The organism is Clostridium sp. AWRP (genome assembly GCF_004006395.2).
Lineage (GTDB): Bacteria > Bacillota > Clostridia > Clostridiales > Clostridiaceae > Clostridium_B.
This window is the reverse complement of record NZ_CP029758.2, coordinates 2,833,094-2,855,964: the sequence shown is the minus strand read 5'-3', so window position 1 is coordinate 2,855,964 and position 22,871 is coordinate 2,833,094. Positions and strand designations below refer to the sequence as shown.

The 22,871-nt window shown below is 28.8% G+C and carries 24 protein-coding genes; 18 read left to right on the top strand and 6 right to left on the bottom strand.

Annotated features, from left to right (window positions below; translation table 11 throughout):
• Positions 1 to 21: 21 nt before the first annotated feature.
• The 3 genes from DMR38_RS12995 to DMR38_RS12985 form a co-directional block, all read right to left on the bottom strand.
• Positions 22 to 1,548, bottom strand: coding sequence for a M56 family metallopeptidase (locus DMR38_RS12995; protein WP_127721721.1), 1,527 nt, complete (start codon positions 1,546 to 1,548; stop codon positions 22 to 24).
• Positions 1,549 to 1,559: 11 nt separating this feature from the next.
• Complete coding sequence (locus DMR38_RS12990) at positions 1,560 to 1,934, bottom strand: BlaI/MecI/CopY family transcriptional regulator (RefSeq protein ID WP_127721720.1); 375 nt, start codon at positions 1,932 to 1,934, stop codon at positions 1,560 to 1,562.
• Positions 1,935 to 2,115: 181 nt separating this feature from the next.
• Positions 2,116 to 2,787 (bottom strand): NAD(P)H-dependent oxidoreductase, encoded by a 672-nt coding sequence (locus tag DMR38_RS12985; RefSeq protein ID WP_127721719.1) that lies wholly within the window; start codon positions 2,785 to 2,787, stop codon positions 2,116 to 2,118.
• Between the two features lie 181 nt (positions 2,788 to 2,968).
• On the opposite strand from DMR38_RS12985, the gene DMR38_RS12980 reads away from it, so the two are divergent.
• The 11 genes from DMR38_RS12980 to DMR38_RS12930 all read left to right on the top strand — a co-directional run bounded on the left by DMR38_RS12980 (position 2,969) and on the right by DMR38_RS12930 (position 12,060).
• Positions 2,969 to 3,421, top strand: a complete 453-nt coding sequence (locus DMR38_RS12980; protein WP_127721718.1) for an MBL fold metallo-hydrolase — start codon at positions 2,969 to 2,971, stop codon at positions 3,419 to 3,421.
• 187 nt (positions 3,422 to 3,608) lie between these two features.
• Entirely contained in the window at positions 3,609 to 3,977 is a 369-nt protein-coding gene (locus DMR38_RS12975; RefSeq protein WP_127721717.1) for a GntR family transcriptional regulator, read from the top strand.
• A gap of 2 nt (positions 3,978 to 3,979) precedes the next feature.
• On the top strand, positions 3,980 to 4,675 hold the full coding sequence (locus tag DMR38_RS12970; protein ID WP_127721716.1) for an ABC transporter ATP-binding protein: 696 nt from the start codon (positions 3,980 to 3,982) through the stop codon (positions 4,673 to 4,675).
• Positions 4,675 to 5,460, top strand: coding sequence for a hypothetical protein (locus DMR38_RS12965; protein ID WP_127721715.1), 786 nt, complete (start codon positions 4,675 to 4,677; stop codon positions 5,458 to 5,460). Before DMR38_RS12970 ends, DMR38_RS12965 begins: the two co-directional genes overlap by 1 nt.
• 254 nt (positions 5,461 to 5,714) lie before the next feature.
• Positions 5,715 to 6,398, top strand: coding sequence for a response regulator transcription factor (locus DMR38_RS12960; RefSeq protein WP_127721714.1), 684 nt, complete (start codon positions 5,715 to 5,717; stop codon positions 6,396 to 6,398).
• Entirely contained in the window at positions 6,395 to 7,921 is a 1,527-nt protein-coding gene (locus tag DMR38_RS12955; RefSeq protein WP_127721713.1) for a HAMP domain-containing sensor histidine kinase, read from the top strand. The genes DMR38_RS12960 and DMR38_RS12955 overlap by 4 nt, the downstream gene beginning before the upstream one ends.
• A 113-nt stretch (positions 7,922 to 8,034) precedes the next feature.
• Entirely contained in the window at positions 8,035 to 9,969 is a 1,935-nt protein-coding gene (locus DMR38_RS12950; RefSeq protein WP_127721712.1) for an LTA synthase family protein, read from the top strand.
• A 299-nt stretch (positions 9,970 to 10,268) separates the two neighbouring features.
• Entirely contained in the window at positions 10,269 to 10,538 is a 270-nt protein-coding gene (locus DMR38_RS12945) for a hypothetical protein (RefSeq protein ID WP_013239155.1), read from the top strand.
• Positions 10,539 to 10,609: 71 nt separating this feature from the next.
• Complete coding sequence (locus tag DMR38_RS12940; RefSeq protein ID WP_127721711.1) at positions 10,610 to 11,098, top strand: MogA/MoaB family molybdenum cofactor biosynthesis protein; 489 nt, start codon at positions 10,610 to 10,612, stop codon at positions 11,096 to 11,098.
• 24 nt (positions 11,099 to 11,122) lie between these two features.
• Positions 11,123 to 11,599: a cyclic pyranopterin monophosphate synthase MoaC gene (gene moaC / locus DMR38_RS12935; protein ID WP_127721710.1), complete on the top strand. Its 477-nt coding sequence runs from the start codon at positions 11,123 to 11,125 to the stop codon at positions 11,597 to 11,599.
• 26 nt (positions 11,600 to 11,625) lie between these two features.
• On the top strand, positions 11,626 to 12,060 hold the full coding sequence (locus DMR38_RS12930; protein ID WP_127721709.1) for an MOSC domain-containing protein: 435 nt from the start codon (positions 11,626 to 11,628) through the stop codon (positions 12,058 to 12,060).
• A 273-nt stretch (positions 12,061 to 12,333) separates the two neighbouring features.
• Here the strand turns inward: DMR38_RS12930 and DMR38_RS12925 are convergent, their stop codons facing one another.
• Positions 12,334 to 13,362, bottom strand: a complete 1,029-nt coding sequence (locus DMR38_RS12925) for an AI-2E family transporter (protein ID WP_127721708.1) — start codon at positions 13,360 to 13,362, stop codon at positions 12,334 to 12,336.
• Between the two features lie 365 nt (positions 13,363 to 13,727).
• Between DMR38_RS12925 and DMR38_RS12920 the strand changes: the two genes are divergently transcribed.
• Positions 13,728 to 13,997: a hypothetical protein gene (locus DMR38_RS12920; RefSeq protein ID WP_063556479.1), complete on the top strand. Its 270-nt coding sequence runs from the start codon at positions 13,728 to 13,730 to the stop codon at positions 13,995 to 13,997.
• 100 nt (positions 13,998 to 14,097) lie between these two features.
• The gene (locus DMR38_RS12915) at positions 14,098 to 14,889 is read left to right on the top strand and encodes an ABC transporter substrate-binding protein (RefSeq protein ID WP_127721707.1); all 792 of its coding nucleotides are present in this window, start codon (positions 14,098 to 14,100) and stop codon (positions 14,887 to 14,889) included.
• 48 nt (positions 14,890 to 14,937) lie between these two features.
• On the opposite strand, the gene DMR38_RS12910 is transcribed toward DMR38_RS12915, so the two are convergent.
• Positions 14,938 to 16,503, bottom strand: a complete 1,566-nt coding sequence (locus DMR38_RS12910; protein ID WP_127721706.1) for a helix-turn-helix domain-containing protein — start codon at positions 16,501 to 16,503, stop codon at positions 14,938 to 14,940.
• 150 nt (positions 16,504 to 16,653) lie between these two features.
• On the opposite strand from DMR38_RS12910, the gene DMR38_RS12905 reads away from it, so the two are divergent.
• The 5 genes from DMR38_RS12905 to DMR38_RS12885 all read left to right on the top strand — a co-directional run bounded on the left by DMR38_RS12905 (position 16,654) and on the right by DMR38_RS12885 (position 21,819).
• Positions 16,654 to 17,766, top strand: coding sequence for a uroporphyrinogen decarboxylase family protein (locus tag DMR38_RS12905; protein WP_127721705.1), 1,113 nt, complete (start codon positions 16,654 to 16,656; stop codon positions 17,764 to 17,766).
• Between the two features lie 86 nt (positions 17,767 to 17,852).
• A complete protein-coding gene (locus tag DMR38_RS12900; RefSeq protein WP_127721704.1) occupies positions 17,853 to 19,028 on the top strand; it encodes an MFS transporter in 1,176 nt (391 codons plus the stop codon).
• A gap of 79 nt (positions 19,029 to 19,107) precedes the next feature.
• Positions 19,108 to 20,223 (top strand): uroporphyrinogen decarboxylase family protein, encoded by a 1,116-nt coding sequence (locus DMR38_RS12895; RefSeq protein ID WP_127721703.1) that lies wholly within the window; start codon positions 19,108 to 19,110, stop codon positions 20,221 to 20,223.
• Positions 20,224 to 20,479: 256 nt separating this feature from the next.
• Positions 20,480 to 21,331 carry a DegV family protein gene (locus DMR38_RS12890; RefSeq protein ID WP_127721702.1) on the top strand — a complete coding sequence of 284 codons (852 nt, stop codon included), beginning with the start codon at positions 20,480 to 20,482 and terminating at the stop codon, positions 21,329 to 21,331.
• Positions 21,332 to 21,336: 5 nt separating this feature from the next.
• On the top strand, positions 21,337 to 21,819 hold the full coding sequence (locus tag DMR38_RS12885) for a PadR family transcriptional regulator (RefSeq protein WP_127721701.1): 483 nt from the start codon (positions 21,337 to 21,339) through the stop codon (positions 21,817 to 21,819).
• A 118-nt stretch (positions 21,820 to 21,937) separates the two neighbouring features.
• Here DMR38_RS12885 and DMR38_RS12880 read toward each other — a convergent pair whose 3' ends face one another.
• Positions 21,938 to 22,654, bottom strand: coding sequence for a TerC family protein (locus tag DMR38_RS12880; protein ID WP_127721700.1), 717 nt, complete (start codon positions 22,652 to 22,654; stop codon positions 21,938 to 21,940).
• Positions 22,655 to 22,871: the final 217 nt, after the last annotated feature.

The following is a 22,871-nucleotide window of genomic DNA, read 5'->3' as shown; positions in this document are numbered from 1 at the left end:
TAATATGATTTATTGATGCTGTTAGTTTAGTTCAAGTGTAATATTACCTTTAGCCTTTATTCCTATGCAGTCAAGCTTAATATTTTTAGCATCTTCCTTTGAAATTGTTAAGGTTTTGTTTGTTGGGTTTATCTTTTCAAATAATACTTTTTTATCATTATAAATTTTTATGGATACATTTCCACTTTTTATATCTGTATTTATTTTTATACTATAGCTAGTTTTATGAGAGGTTATTTTATACGATTCTATCCCATTAAAGAAATCAAAATCAGCTGCGAATATATTATTTTGAAAATTAGAACTCCAATATTTTTGAAAGCCATTAAAATCCAATTCTTCAAATTGAAATTCATCTGTACTGTTAAAATTTAGTGAGTTATTGCTTGCAAAATTATTATTTTCACTAGAATTCATATTGTACACGGAGCCATGGCCTTTCATAGAATTTATTAAGTAATTCATAATGCTTTCATAGTAAGGTTTGGAATTGTAGTTATTACTATTTGGTTTTGCCTTAGAAATACCACTTGTTAATCCTACTGTGGTAATAGCAGTGATAACTAAAATTCCACATATTATATTTTTTAAAGAACTCTTTTTATGTTTTGATATCATAGTAATTCTCCTTTTGATTTCGGAATTATTTACAGCCATAGGAGCTGAAGTAATTAACGAAGGTGAGTTATTCTCTAACTGCAGTATTTTTATAATTGTGTTTCCATAATTTATATTTCTATCTATGCCTAAATACCTAAGGGCATAAGCATCACAGGATGTTTCACAATCCTGTTTCATTTTATAAAAACCATATCGTATTATTGGATTGAACCAGTAAACAGTGTTTAAGATTATTATAATCCAGTTAATAAGTAAATCTTTTCTCTTTAAATGGCAGAGTTCATGTATTATAATATGTTTAAATTCATCTTCTGAAATATTTTTTATAATATTTTGTGGAATAAATATTGTAGGTTTAATTAATCCGCATAAGCATGGATTGATTGATTTATATGGGTACATTAAAGATACACTTTTATTTATATTCATTATATTTAGGCAGCTGTTCAATATATTATTGAAATTAGAATCTTTATTACTTATTGCGTTTTTCTTTATAAGTTGAATTTTTCTAATTTCATATAATGTATTAGCTATAAAAAATACTATTCCCATTAGCCATATAAAAAACAGTATGCTTTTATAATTTATTTTTTTATTTAAACTCTCTATATTTTTATTTTTGCTTAAATTACCAGGAACATTGGAATCTTTAAGTTTATTTTTAGATATATTACTTGTTTTTAAATAATATTTACTGGAAATAGTTTCTTCCTTCTCAGTTACAGCACTAAATATGTTAAATATGCTCAAATTACTTTCGGGCCCATAGGGCATAATGAGTTTTATTATTAAAAGAAACCATATGAAATAATGAAATTCAGCTTTTAATTTTTTCTTTAATAGCATCTTTATTAAAAGTATTAGTATAACTAGCACGCTTCCATTAAGTGATGCCATAAAGATGGTTTTTATTAAAGTTGACATATAAGCACCTCTTACTCATGCTTTTTATTTAAAATATCTTTCAGTTCTTTAATTTCACTTTCAGATAATTTTTTGTTCTCAACAAAGTTTAATACCATTGAGATGACAGAGCCATTGAATATTTTATTTAAAAAAGAATTGCTTTCTGCATTTATATAATTTTCTTCCTGAACTACAGCATAATAGTAATATTCTTTACCCTCCTTGTTAAAGCCAATTACATTTTTTTTTAATAATCTATTTATTAATGTCTTTACGGTGTTAGGTTTCCACTTAGTTTTATCTGATAGTTGTTCTATAATTTTATTTGCAGTTATATTGGGACTTTTCCATATTATCTTCATAATAGTAAGTTCTGCATCTGAAATGCTTGATATTTCGTTCATGGATATATGCTCCTTTCATTTCTGTTTACACGTGTAATTCGTAATTTAATATTACATCTGTAAACGGAAATAGTCAATACGTTTTTCTTAATTATAAATAGTCAACTGTTTAAAAACATGTATATGTGTTAAATGGGCTGATGTACTAATTAATTAGCACATCAGCCCATTAGAAATCTGGTTACATTCTATCCATTAAAGGAATATTTTCAGTGAATTTATTTACTACACTTTTTATATTGTTTTGGACATTTCCTATGGCTTTTGATTTACCTACAGAAGAGTCTTCTGTGCCTTCTACCAGTATATAGTCAAATTTATTCACTCCTAAGAATTTAAATACATCTCTAAAATAATCGATGGCATGATTAAACTTGGAATTAAATATTTTAGGATATACTGCTGCTGAAGATTGAATATAGACCATATTCCTCTTTTTATCATCTAAAAGGCCTTTTATGTCTTCCTCAGAAATTTTAATTAATCTGTTATTTATTATAATACAATCTAAATAGGATTTAAGCCTTGCTGGATAACTTACACTCCACATAGGAGCTGCAATAACATAAGTATCTGCACTTAAAAATTGATTGCATAGTTCATTTATTCTGTCTACTATTCTTTTATCTTCATCTGATAGGGCATTGTAATCATTTCCTGAAACTAATTCGGCCCTGCCTTTAAATATCCTATGGTTTATTTCAGGAATATTTTCATTGTATAGATCCAGTTCTTCTACCATATAATCTGCATTTTTCGATAAGAATTCTTTTACAAAGTTTCTACCAACAGTTTTGCTGACAGACAAAGATTCTGGTTTTGTATTTGCAGTTATATATAATAATTTTTTCAATTTATATACCTCCCAATTAAAAATATTTTAAGTGTTGTATGTCTTCATTATATTTTTAACCTAATATCTTAATTTATGCTAGATCATAGGAGTGTATAAACTAATAAAATAGGGAAATGATATAAAAAGAATATATTTTACTATTTAAAAGAAAGATATACATGGAAGTGGGGAAAGATGTATGTTGTTTAAATTAAGTAAAACTCAACAGATAACTGGTAATATATATGTGGTAAGATCACTCATTTCTAATTTTTTTATATATTCTGATTTCAAAACAACCATATGTTTTGATACAGGATTTATACCTTCCCTTGTAAATCGGGAATTAAAGAAAATAAATATTGAGCCTAAATCTGTATCTCATGTATTTTTAACTTATCCTAATTTTTATCATGCAGGATGTATTAAATTATTTAAAAATGCTGATATCTATTTTTCTGCTGAAACTTCTTTAAGAAAATCAGGAAAGAGTATGTTTTCTTGTAAAAGTGAGGAAAATGAAAAATACAAAAAACTTAAAGATGGTGATGTAGTAGACGTAGATGGTATAAGAATAAAATCAATTGTATTTCCTAAGCATAAATTAGGGTCTATATCATATATGGTTAATGATGATATTCTCTTTATATAAATACTGCTATGGAAGTTTACCTTTTAAAAAATTAAATATTAGATTAAAAAGCATCCCTAAAGTATTTGTATCAATGCAAAAAATTTAGGGATTATTTTAGTTATTTAAATAGGTATGTTGACTTTATTACTAGACTAGTGTATTATTATATCAGCACACTAGATAAGCTACTTGTGGAGGTGATAAAATGGATGTTGAATTTGATTCCAATATACCAATATATATGCAGATAATAGATATTGTAAAGAGAAAAATAGTAAAAGAAGAATTGAAACCAGGAGATAAACTGCTTTCTGTAAGAGAAATGTCCTCAAAACTTAAAGTAAATCCCAATACTATTCAAAGAGCTTATCAAGAATTAGAGAGAAATGATATTGCTTATAAGCAAAGAGGAACGGGTACTTTTATAAAGGAGGATATATCTATGGTAGAAAAATTAAAAGAAGAAATGGCTCAGAATATTATATATAGTTTTATAATAGGAATGAAGGAATTAGGATTTTCTTCAGATGAGATAATAAAAATTGTAGAAGAAAAAGTACAGGAGGGTAAATAGATATGGAACCGCTGCTTAAGAGCACAGATTTAAAAAAGATTTATTTTAGAAAACAAGCTTTAGATGGGCTTAATTTAGAAATCCAAAAAGGAAAAATAACAGGATTGTTAGGTCCTAATGGAAGTGGCAAAACTACTTTTTTGAAGATTGCAGCAGGAATATTAAGGCAGAGTTCAGGCGAAATACTTATAAATGGGAATAAGCCTGGTACAAAGACAAAAGCTGAAGTATCCTATTTGCCAGATAAGGATTATCTTTTTAAATGGATGAGGATAGAAGATGCAGTTAACTTTTTTAAAGATATGTACGCAGATTTCGATGAAGATAAAGCTCAGGACATGTTAAAGTTTATGAATTTGGATCCAGATAGTAAAGTTAAGACTTTATCAAAGGGAATGAGCGAGAAATTATATTTAAGTTTAGTACTTTCAAGAAAGGCAAAACTTTATATACTAGATGAACCTTTAGGTGGAGTCGATCCTACAACTAGAGAGAAAATACTAGATGCAATACTTGAAAATTATACGGAAAACAGTTCTGTGCTTATAACCACACATCTTGTTAGCGATATTGAGAGATTGTTTGACGATGTGGCTTTTATATCTGAAGGAAAAATAGTACTCTTTGGAAATGCAGAAGAACTTAGAAATGAGAAAAAAATGTCAATAGATGAAATATACAGGGAGGTATTTAAGTAATGTTTAAGTTAGTAAAATATGACCTTCAAGGATATTTTAAAGATTTTTTGATTATGATATCTGCTATAGTAATCTTAAATGTAGCATTGTTTACTAGAGTAAATGTTTGGAATTCAGCATCAATATTAGCCTTAAATATGGCCATAGGATTTGCAGCAGAAATTATAGTTGTCATATGGAATGTAAAATTATTTAGCAGGGATATACATGAGGATACTTCTATTTTACTTTTTACCCTTCCTAAGAGTGGAAAAAATATATTGATGAATAAAATTGTCACAGCTCTTATACAAATGGTTATAGTACAATTTGTTATATTTATTTTTACGGCTATGTGGATTCAAATATTTAAAGTTGTTCAAGGTGGGGTAATTGATATAAAAGTGACTTTTTTAGAACTAATAAGAATTGTAAATGTTAAATTTGTATTATTTTCAATTATAGTAGTTTTGATTATATACATTACCTTTTTGCTTACTGTATATATTTCCATAACTTTAAGTAAAGTGGCAATAAAGAATAGAAGATTTGGAAAACTTGGGTCTTTTATAATATTTGTAATTTTATGTATAACTCAGGGAAAAATAGATGAATCCATTTCTGGCATATTTCCTCAAAGCTTTAAATTGAATGTGTTAAACTTTAATATGGCTTCTCATACTCCTGTTAATATTACAACATCTGGAGTTGACATTAATATAGCATCAATTTTTATGTCTATAGCAATACTTGTAGGATTATTCTATGCTACAGCATATCTTATAGAAAATAAATTGGATTTATAGAGTTTCTAAACGAAAAATCAACTTATACTCTGTATATTTTTTACTAAGCTTTATTTACAAAATATTTAAATGAGCTTCATTGTTGTAAAAATATGCCTGCGTATAAGTTGATTTTTAAGTTAGAAAACTTCTAAACTTCTTTAAATATATTGTTGTGTAAATTATAATATAGAATTATATTATAATTATGTATGTAAGTTTTTGAGTTGAAAGTTGAGTTAATTAAAAAATAATATATTTTAGGAGATATTTAAATGAGCAAGACTATTTTAATGGTAGATGATGAAGAAAGAATGAGGTTTCTCATAGAAGCCTATTTAAAAAGTGAAGGATTGAATATGATTCCAGCAGGAAATGGTCAGGAAGCACTAGAAAAATTTAAAGAAAATCATGTTGATTTAGTAGTGCTGGATATAATGATGCCTGTAATGGATGGATGGACGGCATGTAAAGAACTTAGAAAGATTTCCAATGTGCCTATAATTATGCTTACAGCTAGAGCTGAGGATGAGGAGCAGCTTTTAGGATTTCAACTTGGGACGGATAGTTATGTAACTAAGCCAGTGAGTCCAAAAGTATTGGTAGCCAAAATAAAGGCACTTTTGAAAAGAACATATTCTGAGGAAGAAAATCAAAATAAGCAGAATAGTTATGACGGACTCTACATAAATAAGGAAGGTCATGAGGTTAAAGTAGATAATGAGAATGTATATCTTTCTCCAAAGGAATTTGAATTACTTTGCTATTTAATAAAAAATAAGGATATAGTTTTAAGTAGAGAAAAAATTTTAGATGCAATTTGGGGAATAGACTACTATGGAGACCTTAGAACAGTAGATACCCATGTTAAGAGACTCAGAGAAAAACTAGGAGTTAAATCCTATTTAATAGCCACCGTTAGAGGAGTAGGTTATAAATTTGAGGTAAAAAAGCAATGAAAATAAGCCATATCATAAGTGAAAGCAAACTTGTTACCAGAATAAGAAAAAATATAACATGGAAATTGTTTGTAATAACGGCTCTGGTGTTTATAATTTTTATAAGCAGTACATTAACATTTCAGATGCTATTTTTTGGCAGGTTTTATATAAACAAAAAAGAAAGCAATATGCTAAATCAGGTTGAAAAGTTTAGAACGCTTTATAATAAGACAAATGATGAAGATAAGATAGCTAATTTAATTAGAAGATTTGAACAGGATAATAACGCTAAAATAGTTATAATGGATAGAAGTGGAAAAATAAAATTTATAACAAGACCGGAAGACCAAAGTTATGATAAAGTTAGAATAAAAGCTATAAATGATATTATAGTAGATTGGACTATGAATTCTGATTTATTAGAGCAAGTAAAAAGAGATAATAGGTCTGTAACTGTAATTACCGAAAAAAAAATTAATGGTACAAAAAATATATTAACAGTTGTACCTAATAAAAAAAATATGGAGATAATATTTTCAATTACATCCTTGCAGCCTGTAAATGAAGCATCTTCAGTAATAAAGGAATTTTACTTTTATTTTTATATAGGTGCCATAGTTTTAATTTTGATATTATGTTTAATGTATACTAATATGGTTTCAAAGCCCTTAGTAAAATTAAATGACACAGCAAAGAAAATGGCAGCACTTGATTTCTCTGAAAAGTGCAATATTAAAAATAAAGATGAAATAGGAAATTTGGCAAGTACTTTAAACTTCTTATCATACAATTTAGATAAAGCACTAACTTCAGTTAATGCAGCTAATGAGAAACTGGAAAAGGATATAAAAAAAGAAAGAAATATAGATAAGGCTAGAAAGGAATTTATAGCTGCGGTTTCCCATGAACTTAAAACTCCAATAAATCTAATAGGAGGATATGCAGAAGGGTTAAAAGATGGAATATTTAAAGAAAATGAAAGAGACCAGTATATTGATATCATAATAGATGAGAGTAATAAGATGGCAAATTTAGTATCAGATATGTTAAATTTATCACATCTTGAATCTGGGACCATGAAACTTTCTAAAGAGGAGTTCTTTATAGATGATCTTATAGAATCTGTAATAAAAAGATTTTATAAAGTCATAAAGGATAAGGGTATAAGCATAAATTGTAATATTATAGCAAAAACTAAAATCTGTGCAGATTGGGACAAAATGGAGCAAGTAATAACCAATTTTACAACTAATGCTATAAAAAACACTTATGAAGGAGGAATTATAACTTTTGCTATTGAAGAAGAACCTAATAAAACTATTGTGTCTGTAGAAAATACAGGTAAGGGTATACCAGAAGAGGAATTAGGGAAAATTTGGGATAACTTCTATAAACTAGACAAATCAAGAAATAGAAAGTTAGGCGGTACGGGTATAGGTCTTGCTATAGTGAAGAATATATTGATACTTCATGGATATAAATATGGTGTTAAAAACACAGACAATGGTATAAAATTTTATTTTGTTGTATGTAAAGCTTAAGTATGTTAACGATTTATTAATAATTTGTTAACATACTTGCCATGCAAGTGTCACTTATATATTGTAAAATTCTTTTTATAAATTAAAATACTCGGTTATAAAAAGGAGAAGAAATGAAGATTACGGATATAAAAAATAGTAAATTATATAACTTTGCAGTGGATATAAGAAATAGCAGATTATTTAATCTTGTGGTTAGTTTACTATTTGATAATTCAGATATAATTTTATTTTTTATTATAATTTTTTGGAAATTAATATCTTATGAAAAAGATATATCATCCAGCTTTGTACCAGTATCTGTAAGACTTGCAATAGCTGCTTCTATATTGATATTGATAAGTTTTTCACTGCTTCTTAAAAAAAAGAGCAGAATAAGTTTTTTATATACAGTAGATATAATAATAAGTTTAATACTTATAGCAGATTTAATGTACTATAGGTATTTTAAAGACATTACTACAGTAGCAGCTATAAAAAATGCTAAACTGTTAAAAGGTGTATCTGCAAGTGTAACTAGTGTAGCTAGTGTTAAAGACTTGTGGTATCTGGTAGATATACTTATTTTAGTTCCTTTAAAAAGGAAGTATAAAAAAGCAGAGTTCGGTATAGTTCCTATGAGAAGAAGGCTGGTGAGTTTTATAGTGATTTTGGCAGTAGGAGTAGGTATCAATGCAAAAACATTTTATAGGGTATCTAAAGAACAACCTACACTCTTAACTGCCATGAGCAACAGAATATATTTAACTACGATGATAGGAAATGTAAACTTCCATATAGTAGATTCATATAACTATATAAGCACGAGCCTTAAAAACTCAAAAAAACTATCTACGGATGAAGAAAATAAGATAAAAACTTTTTTACAAAATAATAATAATACCACAGGAGAAACTAATTTTAAAGGTTTGGCTGAAGGTAAAAATTTAATAGTAATTCAGGTAGAAGCACTTCAGGGGTTTGTTATAAATCAAAAAATAAATGGACAGGAGATAACACCAAATTTAAATAGATGGGTAAATAAGTGTATGTATTTTGATAACTACTATTATCAAGTTGCAGGGGGGAACACCTCTGATGCAGAACTTATGTCAAATAATTCACTGTATCCTGCACAGTCAGGAGCAGCTTACTATACCTATAGTGGAAATAAATATGATTCTATAGCAAGTGAACTAAAAGATAAAAATTATTATACTGCAGCACTTCATGGTAATACTGAAGGATTCTGGAATAGAAATGTTATGAACAAAGCTCAGGATTTTGATGACTTTTTTGGAGAACACAGCTTTGATGCAAGTGAACAGATAGGACTTGGAATTAGTGATAAGTCGTTTTTAAATCAGTCTCTTGAAAAGATGAAGACTTTTAAACAGCCCTATTATTCTTTCTTAGTTACATTAACAAGTCACTATCCTTATGAGGCCGTGGACAAGTATGGAAGTTTTGATGTAGGTCAATATAAAGGTACTCTTCTTGGAAACTACTTACAAGCAATACATTATACAGATGCACAGCTTGGAGAGTTTTTAGATAAGATGGAAGAAGAAGGAATGATGAAAAATTCTATTGTGGCGCTATATGGAGATCATTTTGCTATACCAAAGGATAATATAAATCAGCTTTTTAGTTTTGAAAATGAAAGTAGAAATGATGATTATGCTTGGTTTAAATATCAAAAAGTACCTTTATTGATCCATTTTCCAGGAGACAAGTATGCAGGAGTTAATCACAAGTATACTTGCCAGATGGATCTATATCCTACTTTAGCAAATCTATATAATTTACCTAAAAACTATATGTTTGGTAAGGATATGTTAAATGGGGACAGTGAAAAAGTTGTTTTTAGAAATGGTTCCTTTATAGATGGAAAAAATTTATATGTGTCTTGGACAAATACTTATTATGATTTAGCAACAGGAAATAAAATTTCAGAAACGGATGCACTTAAAAAGGAAAAAGAAGAGTATACTAAGGAATTAGAATACTGTGATGAGCTTCAAAATCATAATTTAATAAAAACCTTTGATCAGCAGAAAACAAATTAGTTAAATTTTTTAGTATATGAAACGAACTTTAAGCATAGTATTTATAGATATATAATTTAAAGCGAAAAATGATATATGATAACTAAAAGTATATTACAGTTTGTTTTTACTATATTTATATTTATTATACCTATAAGTTTAGTGGTTTTGGTATATGTTGACTTGAAGGAATTAGTTTATAAAATAAAAAACATTCGAAGGAAATAGTAAAAAATAATTTATTTAAATTATTTTTTACTATTTTAAATTATATGCTATAATTGAGTTATACTAATAAGTGAAGGAAGAGAGGAAATAATATGGATTTTGTAAATAAAAGTTTTCCGGTGATTTGGAAAGTATTGTTGGTATTAGTGGTAGCTTTTATTTTGGTAAGAATAGTACCTTTTGTTGTGGTAGCTGGAACTGTATTATTTGCATTTGTAAAAATAAAAAAATATTTTAAAAGTAAGAAAAATACTTCATCTAAAATGGAAAATATGAATAATATGGTTGACGATAAAGAGGACCCATTTAATTTCTCTAATAAAAAAGTTATAGATGTAGAATATGATGAAGTTAAAAAGTAAAATATATTAAAAACTGCCTGGTGCAGTTTTTAAATGAAAGGAGTTGAAAACCTTTTAATAAAGGTTAGCATATGATAAATACGGCTATAATTACAATGAGTGACAAGGGATCTCAGGGTAAGCGAGAAGATAAAACGGGGCCTGCTATAGAAAATATGTTAGATAAGTCCCAATATAAGGTTGAGTATTATAAAGTTATACCAGATGAAATAGAAGAGATAAAAAAACAATTGTGTTATATATGTGATGACTTGAAATTAAATTTAATTCTTACTAATGGAGGAACTGGTTTTTCTGTGAGAGATGTAACACCAGAGGCGACTTTAGAAGTTATAGATAAAAATGTGCCAGGAATTGCTGAGGCAATGAGAATGAAATCATTAAGTGTAACTCCAAAGGCAATGTTGTCTAGGGCAGTTAGTGGAATAAGAAAGAAAACTTTAATTGTAAATCTTCCAGGAAGTCCAAAGGGTGCTGTAGAAAATCTTGAGTTTATATTGCCGGCACTTCCGCATGGAATTGATATACTCATGGGTTGGGATTCTGAATGTGCTAGATAACTTTAAACAAAGGAGGACAGATTTATGGAACTTACTCATATAAACGATCAGGGTAGAGCTAAAATGGTAGATGTAAGTGAAAAAGGTAATACTGAAAGAAAAGCAGTTGCTGCAGCTTCCATATACATGAAAAGGGAGACTCTAGATATCATTGCACAGGGAAAGGCCAAAAAGGGAGATGTGCTTTCTGTAGCCCAGGTAGCAGGAATAATGGCTGCAAAAAATACTTCAAGTTTAATTCCCATGTGTCATCCATTAAATATATCTGGATGTGACATAAAGTTTGTATTGGACTTTGAAAAAAATAAAGTTGACATTGAAGCTTCTACGAAAATTGTGGGAAAGACAGGAGTAGAGATGGAGGCATTAACGGCAGTTAGTACAGCAGCTCTAACTATATACGATATGTGCAAGGCTGTTGATAGGGGAATGATAATATCTGATATTATGCTTCTTGAAAAAAGTGGAGGGAAATCTGGTATATTTAAGAGGAAATTTTAATCACTTTTATAGTTAGGAGGAAAACTATGGCTAAAGTCATTTCAGTAAACATAAGTGAAAAAAAAGGTGAAATAAAAAAACCTATAGGCAGAGGATTTTTTAAGAAAGATAATGGTCTTGAAAATGATGCTCATGCAGGAAAATGGCATAGGCAAGTTAGTTTACTTGCGCAAGAAAGTATAGATAAAATGACAGCACAGGGAGTAGAAAATTTATCTAGCGGTAAATTTGCAGAAAATCTTACTACAGAAGGCATTGTGCTGTATGAACTTCCTGTAGGCACCAGACTTAAAATAGGTGAAGTACTTATGGAAGTAACACAGATAGGTAAGGAATGTCATAAAGGATGTGCTATACGACAGCAGGTAGGAGATTGTATTATGCCAAGAGAAGGTATATTTACAAGAGTTATTGAAGAAGGATGGATATCTGATGGAGATAGCATAACTTTAGTTAATTAATAGTTATGAATTATTTTATTCCGTTAGAACTGAAGAAAATCTAAGATGTGATATTATTTAAACTTTGATTCAATAAGTTTCAAATTATAAATTTTAAATATGGATTTTAACTAAAAATAAACTTATACGTAAGAATATTTTTGCAATAAACAATAACATTTAAATATTTTGTATATAAATTTTATGCTTAGACTTATCAAAATATTTAACGAGTTTGTGTTTATAAAAATATCTGAAGTATAAGTTTATTTTTTACTTTCAAGCTACATTTTATTAATCGTGAATTTTTACATCTAAAAGATCAAGTATGAACATAAAAAGCGGAATACCTATAAGAAATCCCCAGGCACCCATTATATGTTCTGAAACTATAAGTATTATAAACGTAAAGAATATAGGAAGTTTTACTTTTGAAGACATTAATTTCGGATTTAAAACATAACTTTCAATAATATGAATTATGGCAACCATAATTAGTACGTATATAACTTTTGTAAATCCACCTATACTGAAGGCAATCATAGAAAGAGGGATAAGTGATATTATAACTCCTGCTACAGGAATTAAGCTGAGTACAAATATCATAAATCCAAGTGTAACTAATTGTGGAAAGTTCATAATGGAAAGCATTATAACAGATATAATGGTATTAAAAAATGCTATAATAATCTGAGCTTGCATTACCTTTCCAAAAGAATTTAAAAAGTTTTTACCGAAAAAACACAAGTAGTCATATAATCCTGATACTTTGCTGTCTTTGAATTTTTTCAAGAAATCAATAATATTATGTTTTCCAAGTATGAAAAATAAACTTAACATTATAGAAATAAATATGTTTACACTCCATTTCCCTACGTTTGTTGCCAGTTGAAGGGATATATCGAAACCAGATTTCAAGTAACTTTTTATATCTATTTGTCCTATCATAGTGACTAAATATTTTTGTAATATATCTAAACGCGAATTAGTACTAGCAGGATGCATTTGAAATTGTGAAGCATGATTTATCATATATTTTGTTTGATTTATTAGTTGAGGAATATAATTTACAACTAACAATACAATAAGTAAAAACAACAGCGAATATAAAATAATTGTTGTAATTTTTTCTTTTGTTGCAGTAACGTTTTTAATGTGTTTCAACAGAAAATTCTGAAGACTATTCATTATATAGGAAAATAGAAAGGTTAACAGGAATAAATCAATTATAGATTTAGACCAATAGACCACTAATATTAAGCAAGTAAAAAAAAGTACTCGTTTTGTGGATTCTTTTGAAAAAAATTCTTTGATAAAAGACATCTGATCTCTCCTTAAATTTATTGTCATTATATTATATATTATAGAAAGTATTTTACCCAAAATTCAAGTAGTATTTTATATAAAAACAAGTAATTTTGATAATAATTTTTTAATTTTATGTTAATATAACGAGTCTGGTCTTTAAATTAACTCGTTCAAGGAAATATTTTGACAAATTTTATTATTCTAAAAAATTTTTTAATGAGTCTAAGCTTTGTATTCTAGGCATTAAATTTGAAATATAAAATATAATTATAGTAAATAATATTTGACATGCAAACATATGTTCGGTATAATAATTTTAAGACAACATAATGATTGCAATTTTTAGTACAAATTAATAAATATCAATCTTAGGAGGTAAAATGAGTAATTATAATATATTTGTAAGTATAAATTATAAGGGAGATAAATCTGAAGAATTATATAAGAAGACTAAAGTAAATAATTTCAATATAAATTCAAATAAATATCTAATAGGCGGTGGCATTTATAACAGTAAAAGGGGCGGAAAGATTGTATTTACTGCAAAAACTTTAGAAGAGATAAATCAAATAACTAAAAAGAAACCTTTGCTAAAAAATAATATACCTATGAAATACAGTATAGCATTTATTCCTAAGAAAATATATTAAATTGTGAAATACATATTTTTTATTTCCGAATTTTTTAATATTACTATTGCATAATTATAATATTAAATGTATAATTATAAAAAATGAGGGGGCAAAAAATATGAAAAAAATAGGTATGATAATGTTAAGTGCAATTATGGTGTTTACACTTTTTACAGGATGTGGTAGTAATGCAGGAGAACAGGATAATTCCCTTAATAGAGTTAAGGATGCAGGCAAATTAACTATAGGATTAGATGATTCCTATCCACCTATGGAATTTAGAGATAACAAGAATAAATTGTCCGGGTTTGATATAGATTTAGGCAATGCACTTGCTCAAAAATTAGGGGTAAAGTTAAATATAGTAGTCACAGATTTTAATGGTATAGTTTTAGCACTTCAGTCAGGAAAATTTGATGTTATACTAGCTTCTATGAGCATAACTGACGAGAGAAAAAAGAAAATAGATTTTGTAGGACCTTATATTGATGGTGGACAAATAATAATAACTAAAGCTGGAAATAGTTCTATAAAAACTAAAAATGATTTAAAAGGTAAGGTAGTAGGCGTACAACTTGGGGCTACAGGGGAGCAGGCTGCTGCGAAAGTAAGTGGAATAAAAGAAATTAAAAAATATGACAAGATAACAGAAGCTTTCCACGAGGTTAACATAGGTAGAATTGATGCAGTAGTATGTGACGCTCAAGTTGGACGATATTATATTTCAAAAGATAAAAGTAATTATGTTATTTTGCAGGATAGACTTACAAAGGAACCTATAGGAATAGGTATAAAAAAGAAGGATAAAAAGTTAGAAGAAGCTTTAAATAAGGCATTAGATGATCTTAAAAAGGATGGAACTATGTCTAAACTATCAACTAAATGGTTTGGATATGATATATACAAATAATATCGACAGCAGGTTCTCTGTTTAAAACATAGGGAACCTGTTAAATTTTTATTGTTTATTTATTTCAAATATAAATTCATTTTTATGCATTAATTCAAGGATATGAAGGGATAAGTATATATGATGTATAATATTGGGATCGTTAAGATCTATTTTCATAATCTGTTTTATCTTATCAATACGATAAAACATTGATGCACGATGTATATGTAGTATGTTTGCAGATACTGATTGATTTCTATTATTCATCAAATATACATAGAGACTTTTAGTTAAACAGGTGTTATTTTTACGATCATATTGAATTAGCAAATGTAGAGAAGGGTGACAAAATCTCTCTATATTTTCGTAAGTAGAAAGATTATCTAGTAAATCGTATACTACATAATCTTCATATATATAAAATACCTTGTCAATATTAAGGCTAACCCCAAGTTCAATTGCCTTTAATGATTGTTTATAATAATATTGTAAATTCGTAAAATCTGTTATGCAGTTACTAAGTCCCGCATATAGATTATTTTTTTTAAGAAATTTTTTAAGAACTTCAAATTCATTTTCAAAAATGCTAATTTTTGTATTATGGTTAATGAGCAAAACAATATGATTATTATATATAAGTGATTTATTTTCTTGAATAATACCAGAAATTTTATATCTCAAGTATGTTAATGGTATTTTTTTTTGAGAATACTGGTTGATATCAAAAATAAGTATATAAACTCCTGAGCTAATATCAAAATTCAAAGACCTTACTTTATTCATCACTAGTTCCTTATCTGTAACAGCATTATCTAACAAATCTTTTAGAAAGCTTTCATAAGTGGTACCTTTAGTGTATTTGTAGAATTTGTCGTTTCTCATTTGAGTTTCGATTACATCACATAATAATGAAACGAGTTCAATATCTCTATCTTTAAAAGGTCTTTCTGCTTCAGTAACTGATATATATCCTATGATAATATTATCAATTGTAACTTTCTCAATAATCATATTATTATCATCTATACCTTTTACCATAACAGGACAGTTTTGCCTATCAACTTTTTCCCATATTCTACTAAATTTTGCAGACTTCATGGCATCGTTGGAAAAGTAACCTTTTTTTATATGTTCATCCCAATAATGACCAATAGACTTGTTACATATGGAATTGGCTATAATTTTGCTGCTAGTATCATTAAATATAATAGGATTTCCGAGAAGTTTAAATCCAATATCTATAATATGTTGAATACCTTTTTCATGTATGAGTGCATTTAATAGTTCTTCCATATATATATCTACATTTTTAAGGTCTAAGATAATGTCCTGTATTTCGTTGAAAAGAATATATTTATTTTTATCAGTATCAATTAAAAGAATATTTGAATTTTTAAAATGGTCAGGGACTTTATAATGACTTACACACAAAAGGTTTACTGGATAGCTTGCTGTTTGAAGATTTGTTAAATCTGAAGAGTCTCCAACGTATAAAGTATTTGGATAAAAGGATTTTGTTTCACTTAAGAGTAATTTAACTAAGGTGATCTTTGTAAATTTTTCATTTTTTAATATTAATTTGTGAGTGTAGTTTACTAATTTAGATGAAAGAATTTTAATATCTATATTCATATGAAATCACCTCATAATAAAGTATATTACAAAGTGTAACGTTTTGTAAACTTACTTTTTAACATTTGTAGGATGACTTGCAAGCTTTAGACAATTATAATTATAAATATAAATAGACTAATTCTATAAATAATGGGGGTATGGAGTTATATGAAAAATGGACTAGAACTATATAATGAGCATTTAGGAAGACTTGAAAAAGTTATAGCACTGAAGAAAGCAGACAGGACACCTATTAATTTAAATGCAGATTCTTTTTGTGTTAGAGCAGCAGGAGGAAAGCTAGCAGATCTTGTGACAAATATGGAATACGGAAATGAACTGTTACTTCAAGGTATGAAGTCATTTGGTGATATTGATTGTACGCTGGGATATGGATGCTTTCCTCAAACTAAAGGAGCTTTTTTCCTTTCAAATATTAAGTTACCTGGACGTGAATTACCTGAGGATGCTCTTTGGCAAATTGATGAAGTTGGATTTATGACAGAAGATGATTATGACACTATAATTGACAAAGGTTGGAATAAGTTTTATATAGATTTTTGTAAAAATAGATTAGGAGACCCTTTAAAGATAATGGAGGATATAATAAAAATACAGCCTAAAATAGTACAGAGTTATAAAGATGCAGGTATTGTAGCAATAATAGGTAATGCTATGATAGGAGCTCCTTATGAGACCTTGTTTGCTGGTCGTTCAATAAAAAATTTTGTTAAAGATTTGATAAGAATACCTGATAAAGTCATAGCTGTAATGGACGTTATGGCTGAAGAAAGTTATGAGGATTTAAGAAAAGCAATACGTGCTGATAAACCTTTAGCAGTATTTTCAGGAGGATCACGTATGGCAGGAGATTTTATATCAGAAAAAGCTTTTGAAAAATTTGCATGGCCATATTTAAAAAAAGGTGTTGAAGTTGCGGTAGAAGAAGGGGCAAATGTTTATCTTCATTCGGATTTATGTTGGAATCGTTTTTTAGATTATTTATGTGATCTTCCAAAAGGCAAATGTATTTTCCATCCTGACAGTACAACAGATATTTTTAAAGCGGGAGAAGTACTTAAAGGACATATGTGCATTATGGGAGATGTTTCACCTTCACTTTTAACATTAGGTACACCGGATGAAGTATATGGGTATAGCAGAAAATTGATTGATCGATTTGCATCACAAGGGTTTATTATGGCTGCAGGATGCTGCATACCGGCAAATGCAAAAGTAGAGAATGTAAAAGCAATGGTTGCAGCTGCTTTAGAATCATAAAGTGTATATTGCGAATAAAGAATAGTACAAGTAACAGTCCTGGTGTAAACGGTTTGAATAATTATTAAAATAAAAGGGGTGAAATAATGGAAAATGTAAGTGGAAAAAAGTCATTATGGATATTTGCAATACTCTCTTTTGGATTTTTGATAATGGCAACGGGAACTACTTCTCCTGCGCTGGCAAATATATCTCAAGCCTATCCTAAATTACCGTTTAGTTTGGTTGTGCTTATTGCTACTATACCTACTTTGCTTTTAATTCCATTTTCATTAATATCAGGTAAACTAGCTGGTACGGTTATAACTTATAAAAATCTTACTATTATTGCAATAGTTCTATTTTTAATAGGTGGAGTTGGTCCTTATTTTATAAGTAACTTTGGTTTAATTCTTGTTATGAGAGGAATTTTAGGAGCGGGGCTTGGAATAATGTCACCTCTTGGTGGTGCTCTTACATTAACTCTTTTTGAACCAAAGGAAGCGGAAAATCTTATGGGTGCAGGTGTTGTTGTTGGAAACGTTGGCGGCATAGTATTTCAACTTCTTGGGGGAATATTTTGTGCAGTTAATTGGAGATTTACTTTCCTTGCTTATCTTTTAGGAGCAGTATCACTTATTATAGTTATATTTTTCTTTCCAAAAGTTCCCTTGACTGCAAAATCCAATTCTGAAAAAGTTAAAATGCCGGCATACGTATATATATGGTCAAGTATATATGGAATTTTAATGTTATTAGTATATCCAATGTTTACAGGAATGTCTTCGCTAATTCTTACAAATCACTATGGAAATGCTGCTGGAGCGGGATTGGCACTTACCATGTTTACAGTTGGCGGAATGATAGCAGGAGCAATCTTTGGAACAGCATTTAGAATGTTGTCCAAGTTCGCTATTCCTATAGGTATTGTATTAACTTCTGTGGGATTTATATTCTTTGCATGTGGAACGAATTTAATTCTTTTTATAATTGGAGCAACTATTGTTGGTATAGGGTTTAGCCTTTCTGGTACCGCTATCATGATGCAGGTGGGAAGAGCAGTCCCAGCATCTGGAACTGCTGTTGCAATGTCTATTGTCATGGCATTTATGAGTATAGGTGGTTTTGTTTCAGGATTTGTATTTGCATTTATTGAAAAAATATTTAATATAACATCATTGAGATTTCCATTTGAATTTTCACTTGTATGTTTTATTATTTATGCAGTTATCCATTTAGTGGTGAATTTTAAGACTCCAAAAAAGCAAAAGGTTTCAATTTAAAATTATTTAGATAAACAGAGTTAATGTTATTTAATAAATAAAAAATTGTTAATAATTTCAATTAAATGGAGGGATTAATATGAAAACTGGGAAAGAATTGTATGATGAACATCTTAACAGACTTAAAGGTGTAATAAATATGAAAAAGACTGACAGGGTACCAATTGTACTTAATGCAGATGCTTTTTGTACCAAGAACGGAGGAGGCAAGTTATCAGATCTTGTCAATGATGTAGTGTATGGAAATATGGAATTATTAAAGGGTATGCAGGCACTTGGAGATATTGACAGCATAGAGATACCTGGGACATACCCTCCATCTATGGGTGCATTTTTCCTTTCTAAAATTAAAGTACCAGGAAGAGAATTGCCTGATAACATGATTTGGCAGATTGATGAAAAGTCATATATGACGGAAGATGATTATGATACTATAATTGATAAAGGATGGAATTACTTTTTTATGGAATATGCCAAAAAGCATATTCCTGAAGGACTTAAGGAAGTAGAGTATTTTAGTCAATTTGCTCCACAAATAGAGCAAAATTTTGTTGATGCAGGGATTGTTCCCTTATGCCAGGGCAGTGTAATGACCGGTGCACCATTTGGTGCTTTGTGTCCTGCACGAGGAATATCTAAATTCCTTATTGATTTACACAAGATTCCTGACAAGGTTCAGGCAGCTATGGATGTTATAGAAGAGGAAAATGAGAAAGTGTTAAGGAAGCAAGTCCGTGAAGTAAAACCTTTAGCAGTATTTGCAGGAGGTGCTAGGGAAGCAGGCGATTTCCTTTCTTTAAAGGCATTTGAAAGATTTTCATGGCAGTACACAAAAAGAATTATAGATATTATTGCAGAGGAAGGTTCTGTTGCCTACCTTCATCTGGATATGAGTTGGGACAGATTTATAAATTATTTCCTTGACTTGCCTAAAGGTAAATGCATTTTTTCACCAGATAGCACAACGGATATTTTTAAAGCTGGAGAAGTATTAAGAGGGCATATGTGTTTCATGGGAGATGTTGCACCTTCGCTTTTAACTTTAGGTACTCCAGATGAAGTTTATAAGTATGCCAGAAGATTGATTGAAGAGTTTGCACCTCAAGGGCTTATTATGTCATCAGGATGCAGCATACCTCCAAATGCCAAAGTTGAAAATGTAAAGGCTATGGTTGCGGCTGCCCTTGACAATTAGTACATCTGAATTGAATAAATATTTTTGTTAAATTTACATTAAATATAGCATCATTGTAGTAAATCTGCAATGGTGCTATATTTTTTAGTTAATAATTAAGACAAGTTATTATCAATAGAGATATATATCACTATTGATAATAACTGTGCGAGTGATATAATTATTGTGACAAATTTTGATAAGGCATTTTAAAAAATAACAACTCAAAGATGTGACGAATATTTTTTTAAAATGTCTAAGTAGGGAGGAATAAGTTTTGGAGAAGATTGCACTTATAACAGATAGTACTAGTGATTTAAGTAATAGCACTATAGAAAGATATAATATAAAAGTACTTCATTATAGGATAATATATAAAGACAAGGAATTTATAGATAAAGTAAGTATAACTCCAGAATATGTATATAACAATTTAGATAAGGAAATACCTACATCGTCTATGCCATCTATGAGTGAAATGGAAGGTTTGTTTACAAATTTAGAAAAAGAAAATTACACACATGCTATAGTTGTAACCCTTTCAGCTGGATTAACTGGCTTTTATAACGGAGTAAAGTTAGTAAGTGAAAATCACCCTAAAATTAACACATATATATTTGATTCTAAATCAATTTCTCTTGGAGAGGGTTTTATAGTAACTAGTTGTGCAAAACTCATAGAAAAAGGTGTAAGTTTTGACGAGATAGTTAGGACAATACCAATTGTAAGGAGTAAGATAGATCTATTTTTTGTAGTTGGAACTTTAGAATATTTAAAAAAAGGTGGTAGAATAGGTAAAGTAGCAGGCACCATAGGGGAACTTCTAAATATAAAGCCTATTGTATCAATTGATAATAATGATGGAAAATACTATACATACGATAAAGTAAGGGGAAGAAAGAAATCCTTGAGTAGGTTGGTTGAAATTGCAAATGAAATTCTTGACAAAAAAAAGTGTAAACTGTGTATTGTACATGGTCATGCACTAGAGGATTCAAAAAAAATATTTGATGCAATAAAAAATCATAAAAATGTAACTTCTGCAATTTTTGGTGGAGCACTAAGTCCTGTAGGAGGAGTTCATAGTGGGCCTGGATTAGTTGGGTTAGTATTATTTGAGGAAGAATAAATTCTATGAATAAATTTGATCCTAAAGAAAACATAAAGGAAGAAGAAAAATTTCTTTATAAAGAATATAAAAAGAAACTAGCAGAGTTAAAAAAGGTAAAAAAGGAACAAGAAGCTGTAGGGCAGGTTTTTACAAAAGGACTTCTCCCTATATATGCACTTTATATTTTAAGCATAAGTCCAACTAATGGAAATGATATATCTCATAAAATAGGAGAAAGGACAGGAGGAAGGTGGATACCAAGTACAGGAGGAATCTACCCAATCCTAAGAAAACTGGAAAAGGATAAGTTAGTAATTGGCAAATGGGATAACTCTAAAAATAAAATGCAAAAAATATATACTCTTACAGATTTAGGAGTATGTGAATTGAAAAATAGAAAAAATCTTCTAAGAGATAAAATAGAAGATTCTCTAGAAGTATTTAAAATTGTATATAAAGATTTGTATGACGAATTAGAAGAGAATAAGGATTTATCCGATGACTAGCCACTCTAATACTCCCATTTATCCAAGTGGAAGGATTAGAGTGGCTGCGTCTCTAGATAACAATTCCTAAGTGGTTGTTGCACTAAGAAATTTACATACGAAATATTGTTTTATTATATTAACTGTTACTTTTAAAATAATCTTCCTTAAATTTTTTAAAGGAATAACTTACAGGTTTGTTTACTCTATATAATCCATATAGTAGTACTATAATTGCAAAGCCAAAGGACACTATATTTGTTAGTACAGGTGATGTGAAACCTGCTAATATTTTATCTTCTAGCATCATATTTAAGGATGTATGGGCCAGTACAGCACCTCCTAAGTATATAACCATAGGGTGTTTATTCATAAGTTTTGCTACAAACTGACTCCCAAAAAATATTATAGGAATATTTAATACTAATCCAAATATTATACTGGGCACATGTCCATGAGCAGCAGCAGCTATTGCAAGTACATTATCTAGACTCATGGTAGCGTCAGCTATTACTATACTTGATATTGCACGGAAATATTTATTTGAAGTACTGACTTTTATATTTTCCTTTTCAGATTTAGGACTTATAAAATTCCAGGTTATTTTTATAAGTAAAATTCCACCTATTAATTTTATAGGAAGCCATTCTATTAACATTATGTAAGTGATAAGGCAAGCAAATATTATTCTTAGAAAAATCGCAGCAAATACCCCAATCATAGAAGCAGATTTTGCATGTTTCTTTGGTAAATCCTTAGTTGCTAGTGCTATAACTCCAATATTATCACCACTTAATACTATATCTAATAAAGTAATTTGTAAAGCTCCTAGCAAAAAAGTAGTTAAATTATCCACGCTGTTTACTCCTTTTATCTCCTAATTTTTAAATTAAGTTAGTATTGTATAAAGTAATATATTCATTAAATATGATGAATATTACCTATTTATTTTTTCTATAGTTTATTGTAACACATAAATAAAAAGATATAAAGCATATAAAACAAAACAATTTATCATATAATGTGGTTTTTATATCTATATATATTTCAAATAATGATGAGTATAGAAAATT